General features: G+C 57.1%; 12 protein-coding genes. 9 read left to right on the forward strand and 3 right to left on the reverse strand.

Annotated elements, in window-relative coordinates; genetic code table 11:
* Position 1: 1 nt before the first annotated feature.
* From ALIPUT_RS01940 to ALIPUT_RS01950, 3 genes are all read right to left on the reverse strand, one after another.
* A complete protein-coding gene (locus ALIPUT_RS01940) occupies positions 2-4,090 on the reverse strand; it encodes a cobaltochelatase subunit CobN (RefSeq protein WP_004327942.1) in 4,089 nt (1,362 codons plus the stop codon).
* 154 nt (positions 4,091-4,244) lie between these two features.
* Complete coding sequence (locus ALIPUT_RS01945) at positions 4,245-5,648, reverse strand: HmuY family protein (RefSeq protein ID WP_040293089.1); 1,404 nt, start codon at positions 5,646-5,648, stop codon at positions 4,245-4,247.
* A gap of 32 nt (positions 5,649-5,680) precedes the next feature.
* Positions 5,681-7,990, reverse strand: coding sequence for a TonB-dependent receptor (locus ALIPUT_RS01950; protein WP_004327944.1), 2,310 nt, complete (start codon positions 7,988-7,990; stop codon positions 5,681-5,683).
* Between the two features lie 286 nt (positions 7,991-8,276).
* On the opposite strand from ALIPUT_RS01950, the gene ALIPUT_RS01955 reads away from it, so the two are divergent.
* From ALIPUT_RS01955 to ALIPUT_RS01995, 9 genes are all read left to right on the forward strand, one after another.
* Positions 8,277-8,537 (forward strand): GlsB/YeaQ/YmgE family stress response membrane protein, encoded by a 261-nt coding sequence (locus ALIPUT_RS01955; protein WP_004327945.1) that lies wholly within the window; start codon positions 8,277-8,279, stop codon positions 8,535-8,537.
* A 12-nt stretch (positions 8,538-8,549) separates the two neighbouring features.
* Positions 8,550-8,807 (forward strand): hypothetical protein, encoded by a 258-nt coding sequence (locus ALIPUT_RS01960; RefSeq protein ID WP_004327946.1) that lies wholly within the window; start codon positions 8,550-8,552, stop codon positions 8,805-8,807.
* Between the two features lie 156 nt (positions 8,808-8,963).
* Entirely contained in the window at positions 8,964-10,967 is a 2,004-nt protein-coding gene (locus ALIPUT_RS01965; RefSeq protein ID WP_040293090.1) for a TonB-dependent receptor, read from the forward strand.
* A gap of 242 nt (positions 10,968-11,209) precedes the next feature.
* The gene (gene ftcD / locus ALIPUT_RS01970; RefSeq protein ID WP_004327948.1) at positions 11,210-12,910 is read left to right on the forward strand and encodes a glutamate formimidoyltransferase; all 1,701 of its coding nucleotides are present in this window, start codon (positions 11,210-11,212) and stop codon (positions 12,908-12,910) included.
* Between the two features lie 18 nt (positions 12,911-12,928).
* A complete protein-coding gene (locus tag ALIPUT_RS01975; protein WP_004327949.1) occupies positions 12,929-14,950 on the forward strand; it encodes a urocanate hydratase in 2,022 nt (673 codons plus the stop codon).
* A 154-nt stretch (positions 14,951-15,104) separates the two neighbouring features.
* Positions 15,105-16,589, forward strand: coding sequence for a histidine ammonia-lyase (gene hutH / locus ALIPUT_RS01980; protein WP_004327950.1), 1,485 nt, complete (start codon positions 15,105-15,107; stop codon positions 16,587-16,589).
* Entirely contained in the window at positions 16,589-17,827 is a 1,239-nt protein-coding gene (hutI, locus tag ALIPUT_RS01985; protein WP_004327951.1) for an imidazolonepropionase, read from the forward strand. The genes hutH and hutI overlap by 1 nt, the downstream gene beginning before the upstream one ends.
* A gap of 245 nt (positions 17,828-18,072) precedes the next feature.
* Positions 18,073-18,996 carry a bifunctional methionine sulfoxide reductase B/A protein gene (locus ALIPUT_RS01990; RefSeq protein WP_040293347.1) on the forward strand — a complete coding sequence of 308 codons (924 nt, stop codon included), beginning with the start codon at positions 18,073-18,075 and terminating at the stop codon, positions 18,994-18,996.
* A 103-nt stretch (positions 18,997-19,099) separates the two neighbouring features.
* A complete protein-coding gene (locus ALIPUT_RS01995; RefSeq protein WP_004327953.1) occupies positions 19,100-19,876 on the forward strand; it encodes an SDR family NAD(P)-dependent oxidoreductase in 777 nt (258 codons plus the stop codon).
* Positions 19,877-20,002 lie beyond the last annotated feature (126 nt).

Raw genomic sequence — 20,002 nt, forward strand, 5'->3', positions numbered from 1 at the left:
ATTAGTTGTCTTTTCTCTTTTTGCGGAGCACCAGCAGCAGGACGACGAACAACACCAGTACTCCGCCGGCGATCCATACGCCGTTCAGGGCGTTTTTCCGACCTTGTTCACCGCTGGACACTTCGTCTTTCTTGAGTACCATCCCGTTCTTGTTATCCGGGCTTTGTACGGTCTTCATGGTCTGGATCTGCTGTTTGTAGGCCGCCGCATGCTGCGGAGCGACCCGTCCGGCGATGAACTCCTGCAATTTGGCGTTGCCGCCCGAGAAGCCGCTACCCGTCGAGCCGAACTCTTCGACCAGCTCCGTGTGCAGGCTCGCCAGTGTGTTGAGCTGCTGCTCCGAGGCTTTCCACATTCCCTTGCGGGCAGTTTCCAGCATTACGGCCGTGATTTCCTGCAGGGCTGCCGGATTCTGCTGACGGAAGAACTGTTCGGTTCCCAGGCCGTAGCTGTCCTCGACATACACGTCGTAGATCCGGTCCCACATCTCCTTGTCGATGACATCGGGCTTGGTGACGTTCCATCCGTAGGTGTTGGTCACGACTTCGGTGATCTGCGATGCGCTCGATGCGCCGCCCTTCATCACCTCCTTGACATATTCCGGATTGAAGATCGTGGCGCGGGATTCCACGCCGATAGCCTCCTTGAGCTCCTGCATCTTGACGTTGTTGCGGTTGCGGTAGTCGGCGAAATAGGCGTCGGGGTCCTTGCCCGTGACATTGCGCACGGCCAGGTTCATACCGCCCATGAACTCATAGACGTGGTCGAGGCTCAACGCGCCCCAGGTGTTGCTCTGACGGGGCTGTACGACGGCGTCCGTGTTGTGGAGCACGGCCCGCAGCAGCCCGGCCTTCATCTCTCCCCACTCTTCGTCGCTGCCGTACACGGCACCCATGTTGTTGATGTAGGCGTCGGCGATCTCCTGTTCGTCGGTCCACTTGTCCCCGCTGGTAATCATGTCCTGGATGCCGGTTCCGTACATGCCGTTCACACCGCCGAATACCCGCTGTGTGGACATTTCACGCGCGTCTTTCGGGGATACGCCCTGCTCGACGAGCAAGCGTTCGGTCTCCACCGTGCTTTCCGCCACGCGGTTGCCGTACCGGTCGTCGGTCGCTGCCGCCGCCATCTCGACGGCCCGCGAAATCAGTGCCAGGCGCGATGCCGCCAGGTCGCGGAACTGGCCCGAGGTCTGTACGATTACGTCCACGCGGGGTCGGCCCAACTGCTCGGAGGGAATCAGCCGCAGGTCGGACACGCGGCCGTAAGCGTCGCGTACCGGCTCTACGCCCAGCATGTAGAGCACCTGGGCGATCGTCGCACCTTCGCTCTCGATGAATTCACTGCTCCAGAAGGTGTAGCTGACTTTGCGCGGATAGTCGCCGTGCGTTTTCTTGTATTGTGCAAGCGTATTCTCTGCCAGCTCCTTGCCTTTGGCCCAGGCCTGTTCGGACGGGGTGGTCTCTGCGTTCACTGCATAAAGGTTGCGGCCCGTAGGCACCGCCTGCGGATTGGCCACGGCATCGCCGCCCGAGGTCGGTGCGACGTATCCGCCTGCCAGAGCGTTCAGAATCGAGCGCATCTCCATTTCCGGACTCTCCTCCAGCGCCCGTTTGTAGTTCTGGATATTCGTTACGGTGCGCTCCACTTCGGCGATGGCCTGCGCTTCGCGCTTCTGATCGGCCGTATATTCCGCAGGAGTAACTGCGCGGCCCATCATCATCATGCCTCGCCGGGGCGGAGTGAGGATCGTGTGCGCTTCGGCGAGCTTCTCCGGGGTGATTCCCGCTACGCGGCAGACCAGTGCGTCATCGGCTTTCTGTCCGCCGAGCACCTGGCGAACCAGTTGCTTGGCCGGCTCCAGATAGTGCTGCGTGAAGAACGCCTGGCTCTTGAGCTGCGTGTCGGTTACCTTTCCGCGCTGGCGGTCGAGGGCCGCCACGCTGTATGCGATCGGGTCGGCGCTCATGGCCATTACCGACGAACGGATCTTCTCCGGCGAGTAGGGAACGCCGGTCGTATAGAGCTGCCCGGTCATCTTTTCGTTGGCGATCTCCTCGGCGAAGTTTTCGATGCGGGCGATCTCCTCGGCGGAATAGGGCTGCGTAAGCAGGCTGTCCAGCCGCAGGTCGCGGTGCAGGCCCATCTTCACGGCGATCTTTTTCACGGCGATCGATGCCTCCGGCTGGCGGGCCTCGTCGGTCTTGTAGTACGCTTCGATTTTGTTCATCAGCTCCTTGTACTGTCCCCGGGTCTTGCTCTCCGTGAACGGCGGGGTCAGGTAGGAGATCGTCGTGGCGTACGAGCGGCGTTTGGCCATCATGCTCTCGCCGACGTTGCCGATGGTGTAGTAATAGAAGTGGGGAATGGTGCCCACCAGACGGTCGGGCCAGTCGTAGCGGCAGAGCGCCACCTGTTTCCGGGGCGTGAACTCCAGGCTGCCGTGTGTGCCGAAGTGAATCATCGCGTCGGCTCCGAAGCCGTATTGCGCCCAGAGGTAGGCGCCGATGTAGGGGTGGGGCGGAGCGGTTTTGGCGCCGTGTACGATGGCGAAGGCGTCGTCGCCGACCGCGGCCATGGGCTGCGGCAGCAGCACGACGTTGCCCAGATCGATGCGGGCTACGGCCAGGCACGGTTCGCCCTCCCGGACCGTACTCATGTAGCGGCCCGGCGCTTCGCCGTACAGTTGCACGACGTCGGCATAGAGCTCTTCGGGTAGGGCGTCCTGCACCCAGGATTCGTATTCCGACTTTCCGACCAGTGCCGGACGGCCGTTTTTCAGGAAGTCGTCGAAAGCTCCTTCGGCATAGGTGCTCAATACGGCACCCTGTGTCATCAGCAGCTTTTCGAACTCTTTTTCGGTCGCAGGCAGGTTTTTCACCGTGTAGCCTTCGGCCTTGAGCCGTTTCAGGAGATTATAGAGCGACGGCACCGTTTCCAGTCCCTGGGCCGTCAGCGAGGATTGTCCGGCGCCTTTGAAGTAGTAGATCGCTACTTTCTTTTCAGCATTCGGCTTCCGTTTCAGCGAGATGAAGTTGCCGATGATCCGGGTGAAATTCTTCAGCCGTTCGGGAATGGCCTTGAAGAGGTAGATTCCCTCTTCGTCCAGTTCCTGATCGTTCAGCACGTAGGGGTAGATCGCGCCGTCCAGTTCGGGTACGACGATACTCTGGGACATGAATCCCCCGAACATCCCCATCGGGTCGCTTTCCCACTCCTCCTGCGTTTCCAGCATGGAGAGCGGCGAGAAGATCGGGATGTTCCGCTCCTTCAGCCACTCCACGGCTGCGTCGGCCTGGCCCATGACCATGCGCCCGTGCGCGAAGTGGATGACCGCGTCGGGGCCGATTTCCCGCAGGAACGTCAGACGCTGGCGGTACGACGAAACGGGATAGACGTTCATTCCTGCGTTTTGCAGCGATACGATCAGGCTGTCGATGTTGGCCCGGTTGCCGCTGAAGGGGTCGTTCAGACCGCCTACGATTGCGATTTTGGGGGCTTTCTCCCGATAAATTCCCTGTTCCCGGAGGTATTTCTCATAGTCCGCGACGGTTTTGAATGAGAGGTCTTCGTCCAAGTGGTAGAGCACGTCCGAAGCGCTCTCGACAGCTTCTTCAGCCGGTGTGACGAAGAGGCGCTTCGCGTCGATATGCTGGCGGACGTAGCGGGCCATATTCCGGTAATTCCGCTTGTTGCCGTTGCCGATGTAGGCCGAGATTCCGGCCTTGGTGAGGCTGTCGAGGCTACAGATGTCGTTTTCCGGATTGGTGGCGGCGTAAATGTAGATAGGGGTGCCTTCGTCGGCTGCCGCGAGGATCTGCGCTCGCTGCTCTTCAGTGATTTTCAGACCCATGCCGAATCCCAGCACCAGGTCGTAACGTCCGAGCCGGTCGAGCCGGTCGAGCGGTATTTCTTCGTATTCGATGAAGTTGTCTTCGTTGGATTTGACGAGGCTGGCCGTCTGATAGTTCTGGAAGTTCACCAGTCCGATCCGGGTCGTGGATGCCCATTTGCTCCACGCCGCCCAGCAGCACAGGACCACTGCGAGTACGGCGACGGCCGCGAGGATCCATTTCTTGTTTTTTGCCATTATTCGAAGTGTAAATTGTTAAGATTCTTGAGGATTGCCGGCGTCCGGATCCATACCGGACGGGCCGTATCTTGAAAACGGACTCTTTTTGCGTGGTTTGGCCGGCAGTCCCGTAGTTCCGGTGCTGCCAGCCAATCCGATCGCATCATTTCGTCTATTTCAGCAACTCGTACTCCAGTTGCGGACGTCCGCGCTCACCGTCGTCGCCCGAACCGAATTTGAGGAACCGGAGCTTGTAGTAGTTTTCCGCACAGTCCTTGATGACGAAGAAACGGTCTGCCTTGACACCCGGATTCTCCACGCCCGGCATCGCGGGGGTGCGCCAGTTGGTGCCGATCGTGTTCGCTTCCGTCTGGAACTCCGCAGATGCCACGTCCGCACGTTTGAAGTCGGCATACGACTTGGTGTCCGTCATGACGATCGCTGTTTCCGCGCCGCCCAGGTGGTTGATCGTGATTACATCCTGCGTGAACGAGATCACCGGTCCCGATGCCATCATGGTCGAAGAGGCGGCGTAGGCCCACATGATGTCCCATTTGCTCTTGGCGGGCTGGAGCACCTGTTCGCCGGTTTCGAGCGAGAGTCCGATGAAGCTGTAAATCGGGTCTTTCGTGATTTCGACGGTTTTTGGGGTCGTATCTTCCACCTTGCCGTACTCTACCTTGTAGCCGTTGCCGCTGCGGGTGACTTTCACTTTGTACCAGAGGCTCCGGTTTTCCGTACCGTCGGTATTGGTCTTGTTGTCGGCCGAGGCCACGAAAAATACCTTGTTGTTCGCATCCGTAGCCGATATTTCGCCGAATGCGGTCTTCGACAGGTCGCCCGTGACGTCGTCGATCCATTCCGCCTTGAAGTCTTCGGACATGCTGCCTGCGGCGATGTTGGGTGCGCTCTGCGCATCTTCGAGGGTTACGGCTGCGAAGTCCGTTTTCTCGGAAGCGGCCGCTACCGTTGCGTATGAAGAGTTGAGTACCACGCGGAACTCATCGCCGCAGTAGAAGCCCAGGTTCCAGCTCTTGCGGTCGATCTGCATCTGGCTGTTATTACTCAGATCGACATAGACCATGTTGGCGTAGTTCTGGTCACCGACTTTCCCTTCGAGCGTCATCGTGCCGCCCGTGGAGACGATCGGAGTGAACGAGAGGGTCATCTCCTTGGTCGTGCCGATCTTGTAGCCTTCGGTCAGCGAGAGGGAGAGAATCTGGAATTTCGCCGTTCCCTCGGGGTTTTTACCCGTCGCTTTGGCTACGGTGAAAGTGCCCGTGGACTGTCCGGCCGGAATATTGACCGTGATCTTGCCGTCGGTCATGGCCGGGGTCGTCGTGATGTCCGCGTCGGATACGTCCGAAGAGGTCATTTCCATCGTTACGTCCAAGCTCTCGGTCGTAGCGCGGCTGAGTTTCAGGCCGAGGCTGACGGTTTCGCCGTCCATGCCGGCTTCCGATACGGCGAATTCGACCGAAATGTCCTGCAACTTCAGGTTGTCGTCATCGTCGTTGCATGCCGAGAATCCGAAGGTCATCAGACAGGCTGACAGTAAGTAAAGTAATCTTTTCATAGAATGGTTTTAATTAGTTAATATTGAATTTGTTATTTTTTGAATTTTCCGTTCAGCATCAAGTTCAGTCCGATGAAGTAGCTGCGTCCGCAGCCGAGATAGCTGACCGAAGGGGTGTCGTTCGCGGATTCTACGATCGTGCGTATGTCGGTCAGGTTGAAGAGGTTTTTGACACCTACGTTCAGGCTCAGGAACGAGGTCAGCTTCTGCGTGACGGTGATGTCCCCGTAGTGGTAGGAGGGGAGTCCCCTCAGGTAAATTTCGCTCTCTTTCTTGTTGTCCGGGGTCGTGTATTCGTGGTAATAGTACTCCTTGCGCTGGCCGGTGTATTTGTAGAAGAAACTGATGTCCGTTCCCGACTTGGCGATATGGTAACTGATGGTCGTACTCACTTCGGGCGAATAGCGGAACTGGGGCAGGCTTTTATCGTCGGAGGCATATTTGTTGTAGCGTCCGATCAGCGAAGCATTGACGTTCACGCGTAATCCGCCCCATGCCAGCGAGGTTTCCAGTGCCCCGCCCAGGGTTTTGTAGCGGCCGATGTTGTAGTAGGTGTTGTAGTTGGGAATATCGACGTTCTGCGCCAGGCTGATCTTGTCCTTGAAGACGTTGTAGAAACCGCTCAACGTGGTGGTGAGCCGGATCCGCGCGTTATGCAGGATGCGGTAGGTGAACGATCCCGTGACATTGTTCGAATATTCGGCTTTCAGGTCCGGGTTGCCGTCGATGTCGTGGTTGTCGTTGTGGAACGAGAAGTAGAGCTCCTGCAGGGTCGGCGTACGGAAGCCGTAGGCATAGGAGAGGCGGATGTCCATATCGGGTGTCAGATCGAACTTCGTTAAAATCGAAGGTACGGCCACAGGAGCTTCGTAGTCGGCCATCAGGAAAGCCCGAACGCCGGGGCGTACGCTCATCCAGCTCCAGGGTTTGTATTCGGCCGAGATGAAGAATGCCAGATCGGAGATCGTGGGGGTGCCGTCGATGCGTCCGCCCTTGCCTTCGGTCCATTGGTATTCCAAACCGGGCTGAAGGCTGATCTTCGGGCCGATATTCCAGGTTGCCGTCGCCCGTGCGATCCAGGCTTTGTACTGGGTGACATCCTGACTGGCATCTTCGGCCGAGAGCCATTTCTCTCCGGTCGAGAGGTCTGTCCAGGTGGTCTGCGTGCGGCGCTTGTAGTCCTGGTAGGAGAGGGCGAGATTGACGCTCAACCGGTTGTCCAGTCTCCAGTCTGCCTGTAACTGATGGGTGTATCGTTTGGTCAGATAGTCCTTGTCGGAAACCTTCTCCGGTTCGATGGCGGTACCGTTCAGAGGACCGAAGATTTTCTCGTCGAGGAAATCCAGCCGGTACCAGACGTTCAGGTTGCGTCGCTGGAACCCTATCATACCGTTGGCCAGCGACTGGTCTTTGGGATGCCAGCGCTTTTCGCGTCCGGTCAGGTCGCCCTGCCAGCCGCCGTTGTCGTTGCGGGTGTAGCCGCCGTTGAAGTAGAGTCCGTTTTTAAGATTGAATCCGAGGTCGATGCTTTCGTTGTGAAGACCTTCGCCGTTGAAGAACTGGTATTCCTTGCCCATCGTTTCTTCCTGGATGCGGGCGCCCACGCGCCAGGTGCTTTCGCCGGAATAGCCCGGTCCCTTTTTGGTGATGATGTTGATGACTCCCGCAAGGGCATCCGTGCCATAGACTACCGACATCGGACCTTCGACGATTTCGACCCGTTCGATCCGGTTTACGTCGAGTTGGCTGAGGCTCTGTTTGGTCGAGCCTCGGTCGATCATCGGAATACCGTCCATGAGGATTTTGACGTTGTTGCCGCTCATACCCATCAGCTCGAAGTCCGTTTCTCCGAGCGCCATGTCGTTCGAGAGGCGGATGCCGATTTCGGTGTTGAGAAGCGACTGTACATCCAGGGGTGCCTTTTGCCGGATCTGATCGCTGTTTACCGACCGTACCTTATATAAGGAGTTTTTCATGGATTGCGGCGAGAACTGTCCGGTGACGACCACCTCCTCCAACTGGTTGATATCTTCCTTGACTTCGATGTTCGGGAATACGTTTTCCCGACCGGTTTCGATGGTGACCGGAAACTCCTTGCGGTGGGCGGTTACGGATTGGACGACCATCGTATATTCGCCCGGGGGAGCCGCAAATTCGAAATTGCCGTCCCCGTCGGACATCCCGCCGAATACCGTATTTTTCAGCGAAACCGTGATGTATTCGGCCGGAGCGCCGTCTGTGGTGATGACATTGCCCGAGATTTTGACCTTTACCCGGTTTTGTCCCGCTGCGGGCAGGACGGACAATAATAATAGGATGACAGTGCAGATATTTTTAATCATGGGCTTTTGGTTTTATTCGTTTGCAAAAGTAGGGGGGGTAAAACGGGCGGGCAATCACCCGTTTTAGGTATTTCGGAGGCGAGAGGTAGTCAAATGTGGTGAGCTTGCCCGTCTGTCGGATTCCTGAGCTGTTTCCCGGATCTTCCGTTCGGTTTGCGGAGCGGTCCCTTGATTTTTGTCCGGCCGGAGGTGGCGTTGGGGCGGTTGCGATAAAGTCCGGTCGTTTTTCGGGTTTGGCGGAGATTTTGTACAAGCAGTATCGAAAGAACTTAAAAAATTATCGATTATGTTTTTCTTGTGGTATTTATTGATAGGTTTGGTTGCCGGATGGCTCGCCAACCTGATCGTGAAAGGGCGGGGGTCCGGCCTGATCGTCAATTTAGTTGTCGGCATCGTCGGCGGGGTGCTCGGCGGCTGGATCTTCTCGCTGTTCGGACTTTTCGCCGTAGGAACCATCGGCAGTATCGTCACTTCGGTAGTCGGTGCTATCGTATTGTTGTGGATCGTAGCTGCCGTAGGCAATAAAAAAGAGAAAAAGATAGACTAAAAAATTATTCGTATGAATGAGAAATTGAATGCGGACAAAGAGCGTCTGAAGGCGGATCTGTCCGATACGGTACAGGATGTGAAAGAGCATGTGGCCGCGAAAGCCGGTCAGGTGAAAGAACAGGTCGTAGCGAAAGCCGGCCAGGTCAAGGAAAGCGCCCGCCAGCAGGCGCAGCAACTGAAAGGACAGGCCAAGGAGCAGGCAGGCAAAGTGCTTGACAAGACCAAGGAATTGGTCGATAAGGCATCCGAAAAGGTGAAAGAGTGGTAATAAAAAATAGAATGGAAAAGAGAGGCCGGCCAGCCATAGGGCCGGCCTTTTCGTTTGTGTGTCCGGACAAATGGATTATCTTTGCACCCCGACAGGCCGAAGTTCCGCTACAGAGGAACCGAGGCCGATATTATTAATCACTTTAATTTTTACAGGATGAAAGAGATCCAAACAAAGCGTACTCCGCGCTTCAGGCGCTGGTGTCGCAAGGGTTACGCCGCTTTCGCGAGCCTTCGGCGCCAGGTTACCATCGGAGTCCTCTCTGTTTCGATGTCCACCATTCTCCTGTCCACGACGACGCCCGTGCAGGCGCAGACCGTCGATTCGCTTACGATCGCCAGAGAGCTGGAGATCGAAACGGTCGAGGTGACGGGGGTGAAAGCCACCCCCACGCGCAGTGCGATGTCGTCCACCTCCGTTTTCGATCGAAAGGCGGGTGCTTCGGCGCCGGTCCAGACCCTCGAGTCTGTGCTGCGTTTGAGCCCTGCGATCGATCTTCGGGAACGGAGCGGCAGGGGAACGCAGGCGGACATTATGATCCGGGGAGGTTCCTTCGACCAGACGATGGTCATGCTCAACGGTATTAACTTTACGGATGCCCGAACGGGTCATCAGTCGCATTCGCTGCCGATCGACATAGATTGCATCGCGGGAATCGATCTGATCGACGGCGTATCGGGCGTCGGTGCGTATGCAGGGGCCCTGAATATCCGCACGATGCCTCTCAAATCCCGCTATCTGCGCATCGAGGCGGCGGGCGGCGACGACGGCTATGCGTACGGCAATCTCTCGGGGGCCGTGACCAAGGGACGTTTTTCCCTTTTTGCCGCCGGGTCGTACCGTCGCAGCGACGGGTATATCCACAACACCGATTTCGAGAACTACAACGGTTACTTGCGGATGAACTACGACAGTGAAAAGGCCGGATTTTTCGATTTCCAGGCCGGTTATCAGAACCGGTCGTTCGGTTCGAACGGTTTCTATGCCGCGTACAATCCCGATCAGTTCGAGCATACTTCGACGGTGCTCTCTTCGCTGCGATGGGTGAAATCCGTCGGGCGTTTCACGCTCAATTCGTCGGTCAGCTACCGCAAGAATTTCGACCGTTACGACTGGACGCGCGGTACGCCGATGAATCATCACAATACGGACAATGCGGGAGCCGAGTTCTGGGCCGACTGTACGTGGAAGGGCGGTGTGACCTCCCTGGGAGGCGATTACACCTACAACCACATTTACAGCACCAATCTCGGCGAGCCGCTTCCGACTCCGCACGGCAAATATACCCATGCCAAGGACCGTCACGTGGGAAATCTCTGGCTGCGGCATGTCAAACAGTGGGAGCGTTTCGACGTTTCCGGTTCGGCCGGGGTGAGCTTCACGCCTTATGGGACTTCGGCCCTGTGGAGTCTTTCGGGAGGCTATCGTCCGGTGCGTGGGCTGCGGCTCGAGGTCGGTGCGGCCCAGTCGATGCGACTGCCTACCTTCACCGATCTTTATTACACATCCCCTGCACAGCTCAATAATCTGGATTTGAAGCCTGAACATGCGATTACCTATCGTTTCGCGGCGGATTACGCCCGCAGCGGGTGGAATGCTTCGCTGTTTACTTACTACCGGCAGGGGCGCGACATCATCGACTGGGTTTGGCGCGAGGAGCTGGGCAAGTGGCACTCCGAGCAGGAGAGCAAGCTCGACACCTATGGACTGGAGGTTTCGGGCGGTTATACGACGACCGGGTTTCTGCACCGGATTTCGGTTTCATACGGCTATATCCATACGAGCAAAGTCGATCGGGTCATCACTTCCAGTGCGCTGGATTATATGAAGCACAAAGCGGCGGCGACGGTCGAATTCCGTTTTCTGCGTAACTGTTCGCTCACGCTGACCGGTGCGGTATATGACCGCAACGGCAGCTATACCTATTATTTGCGTAATGCGGACGGTTCCCTGATGTTGGATCCCGACGGCAAGATGATGACCGAAGTGCGTGACTTCAAGCCTTATTTCCTGTTGGACGGCCGTCTGTCGTGGGAAAAGAAGGGGTGGAAGCTCTATTTTGACGTGATGAACATGACCGATACCCGTTATTTCGATTTCGGCGGGTTGGAGATGCCCGGCGTCTGGTTTTCGGGCGGTATCGTCGTGACGATCGGGTAATGTCCGGAAAAGTTTGTTTGCGGCGGGCCGGGATCGAATCCCGGCCCGTTTTATCGTTGCGAAAAGTGTCGTATTGTGAGATTCGGCCGTGGAATACGTGATAGTTTGTAACCGTATAGTCCGTTTCGATAAAAGATTTGTAACTTTCTTTGGAGGGATATTTATTTATTTCGTATATTTGTAGGTCTGTTTTACGGGCTAATTCTGAAGCGAATACAAATTCTTAACATACTCTAAAATACATGGAAAAACGTATTATTGAATGCGTGCCCAACTTTAGCGAGGGCCGTAACAAGGCTGTTATTCAGCAGATTACTTCCGCAATCGAGGCGGTTGACGGAGTCAAGTTGCTCGACGTCGATCCGGGTGAAGCGACCAACCGTACGGTGGTTACCTTCGTCGGAGAACCCGAAGCCGTGCTGGAAGCGGCTTTCCAGGGCGTCAAGAAAGCTGCCGAGGTTATCGATATGCGTAATCATAAGGGAGCGCATCCCCGTATGGGTGCCACGGACGTATGTCCGCTCATCCCGATCGCGGGTATTACGCTCGAGGAGTGCGCCGAGCTGGCCCGTCAGTTGGCCAAGCGCATCGCCGACGAGTTGCATGTGCCGACCTATTGCTACGAGGCGGCTGCCTTTACGCCGGAGCGCCGCAACCTGGCCGTATGTCGTGCCGGTGAGTACGAGGCGCTGCCCGAGAAGATGAATCACGAAGGCAAAGCTCCCGATTTCGGCGACCGTCCCTTCGACGAGGGCGTAGCACGCACGGGTGCCACCGCCGTAGGTGCACGCGACTTCCTGATCGCCGTGAACTACAACCTGAACACCACTTCGACGCGTCGCGCCAACGCCATCGCGTTCGACGTGCGCGAAAAGGGCCGTCCGGTACGCGAAGGCAATTCGCCCGTAGGCAAACCCTTGAAGGACGAGAACGGCAAGACCATCATGAAGCCCGGTACGCTGAAGGCTACCAAGGCGATCGGCTGGTTCATCGACGAGTACCAGATCGCCCAGGTTTCGATGAATATCACCAATATTTCCGTTACGCCGCTCCACGTGGCTTTCGACGAGGTTTGCCGCGCCGCCAACGCACGCGGTGTGCGTGTGACCGGTACCGAGATCGTCGGCCTGATTCCGAAGCGCACGTTGATCGAGGCGGGCCGCTATTTCCTGAAGAAGCAGGAGCGTTCGACCGGTATTTCCGAGGAGGAGATCATCCGTATCGCCATCAAGTCGATGGGTCTGGACGAGTTGAAGCCGTTCAAACCGGAAGAGAAGGTGATCGAATACCTGATCGAAGCGGACAATAAGAAGAAGAAACTGGTCGATCTGACCTGCACCGGCTTCGCAGAGGAGACCGCCAGCGAGTCCCCGGCTCCGGGCGGCGGTTCGATTTCCGCTTACATGGGTGCGCTGGGCGCTGCCCTGGGTACGATGGTCGCCAACCTGTCGTCGCACAAACCCGGCTGGGACGCACGTTGGGAGGAGTTCTCCGACTGGGCGGACAAAGGCCAGAAGCTGATGACCGAGTTGCTGCACCTGGTCGATGAGGATACCGAAGCGTTCAACCGGATCATGAACGTATTCTCGATGCCGAAGGGTACCGACGAGGAGAAAGCTGCCCGTAGCGCCGCATTGCAGGAGGCTACGCTCTACGCTACGCAGGTGCCTCTGCGTACGATGCAGACCTCGTTCAAGGTGTTCGAAATCGTGAAGGCGATGGCCGAACAGGGAAATCCCAATTCGGTAACCGACGCCGGCGTCGGAGCGCTGGCTGCCCGCAGCGCCGTGCTGGGTGCGTGTCTGAACGTGAAGATCAATGCCGCCGGTCTGAAAGACCGTGCCGTCGCCGATGACCTGATCGGCCAGGCCAACCGGATCGTCGCCGATGCGGAGAAAGCCGAGCGTGAGATTCTGGAAATCGTCGAGAGCAAGATTAAATAATTTAATACATATAAAACAATGACTGTAAAGGAATTTCAGGAGCAGATCAAGGCGGGTATCCCCGATGTGCTGCCCGCACCGAAACCGTACGATCCCACCATCAACCACGCGCCCAAGCGTAAGGAGATACTCACCGAGGAGGAGCGCGTGCTGGCCATCCGCAATGCCCTGCGCTACTTCCCGGCCAAGCACCACGAAGTGTTGGCCCGCGAGTTCGCCGAGGAGTTGCACAAGTACGGTCGTATCTATATGTATCGTTTCCGTCCCGATTATGAGATGTATGCCCGTCCGATCGAGGAGTATCCCCACAAGTCGCGTCAGGCCGCTGCGATTATGGTGATGATCCAGAACAACCTGGACAAGGCTGTGGCGCAGCATCCCCACGAGCTGATTACCTACGGCGGTAACGGTGCCGTGTTCCAGAACTGGGCGCAGTATCTGCTTACGATGCAGTATCTGTCCCAGATGACCGACGATCAGACGCTGGTGATGTATTCGGGACACCCGATGGGCCTGTTCCCGTCGCATCCCGACGCTCCGCGCGTGATCGTAACCAACGGTATGGTGATTCCGAACTATTCGAAACCGGACGATTGGGAGCGTTTCAATGCGCTCGGCGTTTCGCAGTACGGTCAGATGACCGCCGGCTCCTATATGTATATTGGCCCGCAGGGTATCGTGCACGGCACGACGATCACGGTGCTCAACGCAGCCCGCAAACGTCTTACCGAGGGTAAGAAAGACATTCGCGGCATGCTCTTCGTGACGGCCGGTCTGGGCGGTATGTCGGGTGCGCAGCCGAAGGCGGGTAATATCTCCGGTGTGGTGAGCATCACGGCCGAGATCAACCCCAAAGCGGTGCATACGCGTCATTCGCAGGGCTGGGTCGATGAGGTGTACACCTCGCTCGACGAGTTGCTGGCCCGTGCGAAGAAGGCACAGGAGAACAAGGAGGCCGTGTCGCTGGCTTACCAGGGCAACGTGGTCGATCTTTGGGAGCGTCTGGCTGCCGAGAACGTCAATGTCGATCTGGGTTCCGACCAGACGTCGCTGCACAACCCCTGGGCAGGCGGTTACTATCCCGTCGGCTTGAGCTACGAAGAGTCCAACCGCATGATGGCAGAGGATCCCGAGGAGTTCAAGAAGCGTGTTCAGGAGTCGCTGCGCCGCCAGGTGGCTGCGATCAACAAGCTGACCGCCAAGGGTATGTATTTCTTCGATTACGGCAATGCCTTCCTGTTGGAGTCTTCGCGTGCCGGTGCCGACATCATGGGCGAGGGCGGTCGTTTCCGCTATCCTTCCTATGTGCAGGATATCATGGGGCCGATGTTCTTCGACTACGGCTTCGGTCCCTTCCGCTGGGTATGTACGTCGGGCAAACCCGAAGACCTGGCTACTACAGACCGTCTGGCTACCGAAGTGCTCGAAGAGATTCGCAAGACCGCTCCGAAGGAGATCGCCGGACAGCTCGACGACAATATCCACTGGATCAAGGAGGCTGGCAAGAACAAGCTGGTCGTAGGTTCGCAGGCACGTATCCTGTATGCCGACAGCGAGGGCCGCACCAAGATCGCGCTCGCGTTCAACGACGCTATCGCACGCGGCGAAATTTCCGCACCTGTCGTATTGGGTCGTGACCACCACGACGTGTCGGGTACCGATTCTCCGTACCGTGAAACCTCGAACATCTACGACGGTTCGAACCGTACGGCTGATATGGCTGTGCAGAACGTTATCGGCGACTCGTTCCGCGGCGCTACCTGGGTTTCGATCCACAACGGCGGCGGCGTAGGCTGGGGCGAGGTAATCAACGGCGGCTTCGGTATGGTGATCGACGGATCGGAGGATTCCGCGCGTCATATCAAGGAGATGCTTCTCTGGGACGTGAACAACGGTATCGCACGCCGCAGCTGGGCCCGCAACGAGGGCGCGATGTTCGCTATCAAACGCGAGATGGAGCGTACCCCGGGCCTGAAGGTGACCCTTCCCAACCTGGCGGACGACAAGCTGGTTCGCAAGGCTATCGACGAAGTGAAATAATAGATCGGTCTTCTCTCCGTTCGGTTGCTGCCGGACGGAGAGAATGCTTTCGATTGGCTGAAGCGGAGGGGATTCCCTGTACGCCGGACGTCGAGAGCACCGAAAAACAATTCGACTTATTTTTGAGTATTAACCTTTAATAAGAAATACAACGATGATTCATCATATCAGCGCGGAGTATCTTACGGTCGATCGTGTCCGCGAAATTCTGGAAAACAATATCAAAATCGACTTGAGCGAAGATGCGAAAAAACGCATCGTGCGTTGTCGCGAATACCTGGATAACAAGATGGAAACCCAGAAAGAGCCCATCTACGGTATTACGACCGGCTTCGGTTCGCTCTGCAATATTTCGATCGACAAGGACCAGCTCTCGCAGTTGCAGAAGAACCTGGTGATGTCGCATGCCTGCGGTACGGGCGAGCGCGTTCCTGCCGAGATCGTGAAGCTGATGCTGCTGCTCAAGATCCAGTCCCTTTCGTACGGCAATTCGGGCGTGCAGCTCGAAACCGTACAGCGTCTGGTCGATTTCTTCAACAACGACGTGCTGCCGGTCGTGTTCCAGCAGGGATCGCTGGGCGCTTCGGGCGACCTGGCTCCGCTGGCCAACATGTGCCTGCCGCTGCTGGGCCTCGGCGAAGTGGAGTACAAGGGTGCACGGCGTCCTTCGGACGAAGTCCTCAAGGAGTTCGGCTGGAAGCCTATTTCGCTGCAATCGAAGGAGGGCCTCGCCCTGCTGAACGGTACGCAGTTCATGTCGGCTTTCGGCGTATATTCGCTTATCAAGGCTCGTCGCTTGAGCGAGTGGGCCGACCTGATCGGCGCGATGTCGCTCGACGCATTCGACGGCCGCATCAACCCGTTCATCGACGAGGTGCATGAAATCCGTGCCCACAAGGGACAGCTTACTACGGCTCGCAATTTCCGTCGCCTGCTCGAAGGCAGCGAGATGATCGCCCGTCCGAAGAAGCACGTGCAGGATCCCTATTCGTTCCGTTGCATTCCCCAGGTACACGGTGCGTCGAAAGATACGATCGACTATGTAGGCGGTGTTCTCGAAACCGAGATCAACAGCCCTACGGATAACCCGACGATCTTCCCCGAGAAGGATATCATCGTTTCGGCCGGTAATTTCCACGGACAGCCGATCGCTCTGGCGATGGATTTCCTGGCTATTGCTGTTGCGGAGTTGGGCAACATCTCCGAGCGTCGTATTTACAAGCTGATTTCGGGTGCACGCGAGCTGCCCTCGTTCCTGGTGGCCAAGCCGGGTCTGAACAGCGGTTTCATGATTCCGCAGTACGCGGCCGCTTCGATCGTGAGCCAGAGCAAGGGTCTTTGCTGGCCCGCTTCGTGCGACTCGATTCCTTCGTCGCAGGGTCAGGAGGACCACGTCAGCATGGGTTCCAACGCTGCCACGAAGCTCTACCGTGTGGTGCTGAACACCGAGCGTGTGCTGGCTATCGAGCTGCTCAATGCGGCACAGGCCCTCGAGTTCCGCCGTCCGCTGCGTTCTTCGAAGCCCATCGAGGATCTGCTGGCAGCTTACCGTAAGCATGTGCCGTTCGTCGAGAACGATCAGGTGATGTACACGTTGATCGACGCTTCGGTGAAATTCCTTCAAACCGAGAAATTGTAATGTTACTCGTTAAGAACATAGCCAAGATCGTCGGCGTGGACGAGAGCGGCCGTCTTCGGGTCAAGGGGCGCGACATGAATGTACTCGGCGAGATCGACAACGCCTGGCTGCTGGCCGACGGCGATCGTATCGCTGCATACGGCACGATGGACAAGATGCCGGAGGTGGCTCCCGACACGGAAGTCGTCGATGCGGAGGGAGGCATGCTTTTCCCTTCGTTCTGCGATTCGCATACCCATCTGGTTTATGCCGGAAGCCGCGAACAGGAGTTCCTGGACAAGATCAACGGCTTGAGCTACGAAGAGATCGCCAAGCGGGGCGGCGGCATCTTGAATTCCGCCGACCGCTTGCACGAAACTTCCGAGGACGAGCTTTACGAGCAGGCGATGGAACGTATCCGCGAGATTATCGCAATGGGTACGGGCTGCGTCGAGATCAAGAGCGGCTACGGTCTTACGACCGAGGATGAACTCAAGATGCTGCGGGTGATCCGTCGCATCCGCGAAACTTCGCCGATCACCGTCCGTGCCACTTTCCTCGGAGCTCATGCCGTAGGCCGGGCCTATAAAGGCCGCCAGCAGGAGTATGTGGACCTGATCTGTCGGGAGATGATCCCTGCCGTCGGCAGGGAGAAGCTTGCCGAGTTCGTCGATGTCTTCTGCGACCAGGGGTTCTTCACCGTCGAAGAGACGGAGCAGATCCTGCGTGCGGGTGCCGAGTACGGTCTCGTGCCGAAGATCCATGCCAACGAGCTGGCCGTTTCGGGCGGTGTGCAGGTCGGTGTCCGCAACAAGGCGCTGTCCGTCGATCATCTGGAGCGCATGGGGGCCGAGGAGATTGAAGTGCTGCGTACGTCCGGTACGATGCCGACGATGCTGCCGGGTGCCGCTTTCTTCCTGGAGATGCCGTATCCTCCTGCACGGGCAATGATCGAGGGCGGTTTGAGCGTGGCTTTGGCTTCGGATTTCAACCCCGGTTCATCGCCTTCGGGCAGTATGAAGATGATCGTTTCGCTGGCCTGCATCAAGATGCGTATGACGCCGGCCGAAGCGATCAACGCCGCGACACTGAACGGTGCTTACGCCATGGGCTTGAGCAGCGAGTACGGTTCGATCACCGTAGGCAAGAAGGCGAACTTCTTCCTCACGACGAAGATTCCTTCGGTGGCATATCTGCCGTATGCCTATACCTCTCTGCTTATCCACCGGGTATTCCTCCGGGGGCAAGAGGTGAAGTAATTCGCCGATATATCGTTCGAAGCCGGGGCAGGGTATTCTGCTCCGGCTTTTTGTTCTTTTTACTTCATTCCTCGCTGATACCGGCCGGATTTCCGGTTGCACGGAAGAGGTCGTTATCTTACGTATGGATGAATACGTTTTCGGACAATTTCGGTGTATTTTTTGCAGGAAAGAAAAATATGATACGCTGTTTGTCGATTGCGACCGTGCTTACGGGCATGGCAATAACTTTAAATGCACAGAATATGAAACCATTGACTCCCGAAGAAGAGCGGGTGATCGTTCGAAAAGGAACCGAAGCTCCCTTTTCCGGTAAATATTACCTCCACGACGAAGACGGCACCTACCGCTGCCGCCGGTGCGGTGCTCCGTTGTACCGTTCGCAGGATAAATTCGATGCCGGCTGCGGCTGGCCCAGCTTCGATGATGAAATTCCGGGTGCCGTGCGCCGCGAACCGGATGCCGACGGACGCCGTACGGAGATTCTCTGCGCCAAGTGCGGAGCCCATTTGGGCCACGTCTTTACGGACGAAGGATTTACCGCTAAAAATACGCGCCATTGCGTGAATTCCCTCTCCCTCGATTTCGTACCGGCGGCCATTCCGACCATGCCGGTCGCGGAACCGGCAGCGGCTTCTGCCGAAAAGCCTGAAAATACTTCGTCAGCCGAGCCGCCGAAATCGGTGCAAACCGAACGGGCTATTTTCGCCGGCGGTTGTTTCTGGGGCGTGGAGTATATGCTGGGTAAGGTGGACGGAGTGAAGAGCATTCGTTCGGGCTATATCGGCGGCCATACCGAGAATCCCACCTACGAGCAGGTGTGCAGCCATAAAACGGGCCATGCCGAGGCCGTCGAAGTCGAGTTCGATCCTTCGAAAGTCTCTTACGAAACTCTTGCCAGGCTCTTTTTCGAGATACACGATCCGACCCAGCTCGACGGACAGGGACCCGACTTGGGCGATCAGTATCGGTCGGAGATTTTCTATACTACCCCTGAGCAGAAGGAGGTTGCCGAACGGCTGATCCGTATCCTGAAGGAGAAAGGGTATAGCGTGGTGACCGACGTAACTCCGGCTTCCCGCTTCTGGCCGGCTGAACAATACCATCAGAACTACTACAACCGTAAAGGTACGCAGCCGTACTGTCATCGTTATACCAAACGGTTTTGACGGACGGCGTTCGTGAATAGTCGGCAGGGGGAGCTGCGTCGGTCGGCGTTCGGGTACGGAGAAGGCACGAAGCGGGAATTGTTGTACTAATATCGAATGCAATATGGATAATTTGTTTGATTTGACGGGACGGGTTGCTGTCGTAACCGGTGCGTCGAGCGGTCTGGGGGCGGATGCAGCCCGGGCTTATGCCGGTCAGGGAGCTGACGTGGCACTGTTGGCTCGCAGGGTCGAGAAACTGAAGACCGTAGCCGACGAAATAGCCGCAACGGGGCGTAAAGTGCTTGTCGTGGGGTGCGACGTGACCGACGAGGAGCAGGTCCGCAAAGCGATCGGGCAGGTCGTGGCTCGCTTTGGAAAGATCGACATTCTGCTCAACAATGCGGGTGTCGCCGTGCCGGGTACTGTCGAGCAACTGACCACCGATGAATGGGACAAAGAGATGAATACCAACGTGCGGGGTGCTTATCTGGTCTGCAAATACGTCGTACCTCACATGCGCGAACGCCGTTACGGCAAGATCGTCAATATCTCTTCCGTGAACGCACTGATCGCGGACAAGAGTCCGTTGCTGGCCCGACATGTTTACAACGCATCGAAGGCGGCGGTTTTGGGATTGACGATCGGAATGGCCGCTTCGTACGGCGTCGATGGTATTACGGTGAATGCTGTTTGCCCCGGACTTTTCGAGAGCGAGATGACCGAAGATACGCTTTTCAAAAACGAGGAGTTCATGAGGATGTACAATTTCACCGATCCGATGAGCCGTCCCGGTCGCCGGGGCGAACTGAACGGTACGATCCTCTATTTTTCGTCCGACGCTTCGAGTTATGTCACCGGTCAGCACGTGGTCGTCGATGGCGGTGCCAGCATCGTCTGACGGAAGAGCAGCCGACGAGGGGCGGTCTGTTTTATGGCGGGCAGATTTTCGCCATGACCATATAAACGGAGAAGCGTGTCGAGAAGGGGGGGGTGAAAATGCGGTTTTTACCGGACGTTGCCCTGC

This window comes from Alistipes putredinis DSM 17216 (genome assembly GCF_000154465.1).
Taxonomy (GTDB): domain Bacteria; phylum Bacteroidota; class Bacteroidia; order Bacteroidales; family Rikenellaceae; genus Alistipes; species Alistipes putredinis.

Bases quoted from the DNA above. Each gene is read 5' to 3' on its own strand.
- ALIPUT_RS01940 (WP_004327942.1), bottom strand. From the start codon at position 4,090: ATGGCAAAAAACAAGAAATGGATCCTCGCGGCCGTCGCCGTACTCGCA.
- ALIPUT_RS01945 (WP_040293089.1), bottom strand. From the start codon at position 5,648: ATGAAAAGATTACTTTACTTACTGTCAGCCTGTCTGATGACCTTCGGA.
- ALIPUT_RS01950 (WP_004327944.1), bottom strand. From the start codon at position 7,990: ATGATTAAAAATATCTGCACTGTCATCCTATTATTATTGTCCGTCCTG.
- ALIPUT_RS01955 (WP_004327945.1), top strand. From the start codon at position 8,277: ATGTTTTTCTTGTGGTATTTATTGATAGGTTTGGTTGCCGGATGGCTC.
- ALIPUT_RS01960 (WP_004327946.1), top strand. From the start codon at position 8,550: ATGAATGAGAAATTGAATGCGGACAAAGAGCGTCTGAAGGCGGATCTG.
- ALIPUT_RS01965 (WP_040293090.1), top strand. From the start codon at position 8,964: ATGAAAGAGATCCAAACAAAGCGTACTCCGCGCTTCAGGCGCTGGTGT.
- ftcD (WP_004327948.1), top strand. From the start codon at position 11,210: ATGGAAAAACGTATTATTGAATGCGTGCCCAACTTTAGCGAGGGCCGT.
- ALIPUT_RS01975 (WP_004327949.1), top strand. From the start codon at position 12,929: ATGACTGTAAAGGAATTTCAGGAGCAGATCAAGGCGGGTATCCCCGAT.
- hutH (WP_004327950.1), top strand. From the start codon at position 15,105: ATGATTCATCATATCAGCGCGGAGTATCTTACGGTCGATCGTGTCCGC.
- hutI (WP_004327951.1), top strand. From the start codon at position 16,589: ATGTTACTCGTTAAGAACATAGCCAAGATCGTCGGCGTGGACGAGAGC.
- ALIPUT_RS01990 (WP_040293347.1), top strand. From the start codon at position 18,073: ATGAAACCATTGACTCCCGAAGAAGAGCGGGTGATCGTTCGAAAAGGA.
- ALIPUT_RS01995 (WP_004327953.1), top strand. From the start codon at position 19,100: ATGGATAATTTGTTTGATTTGACGGGACGGGTTGCTGTCGTAACCGGT.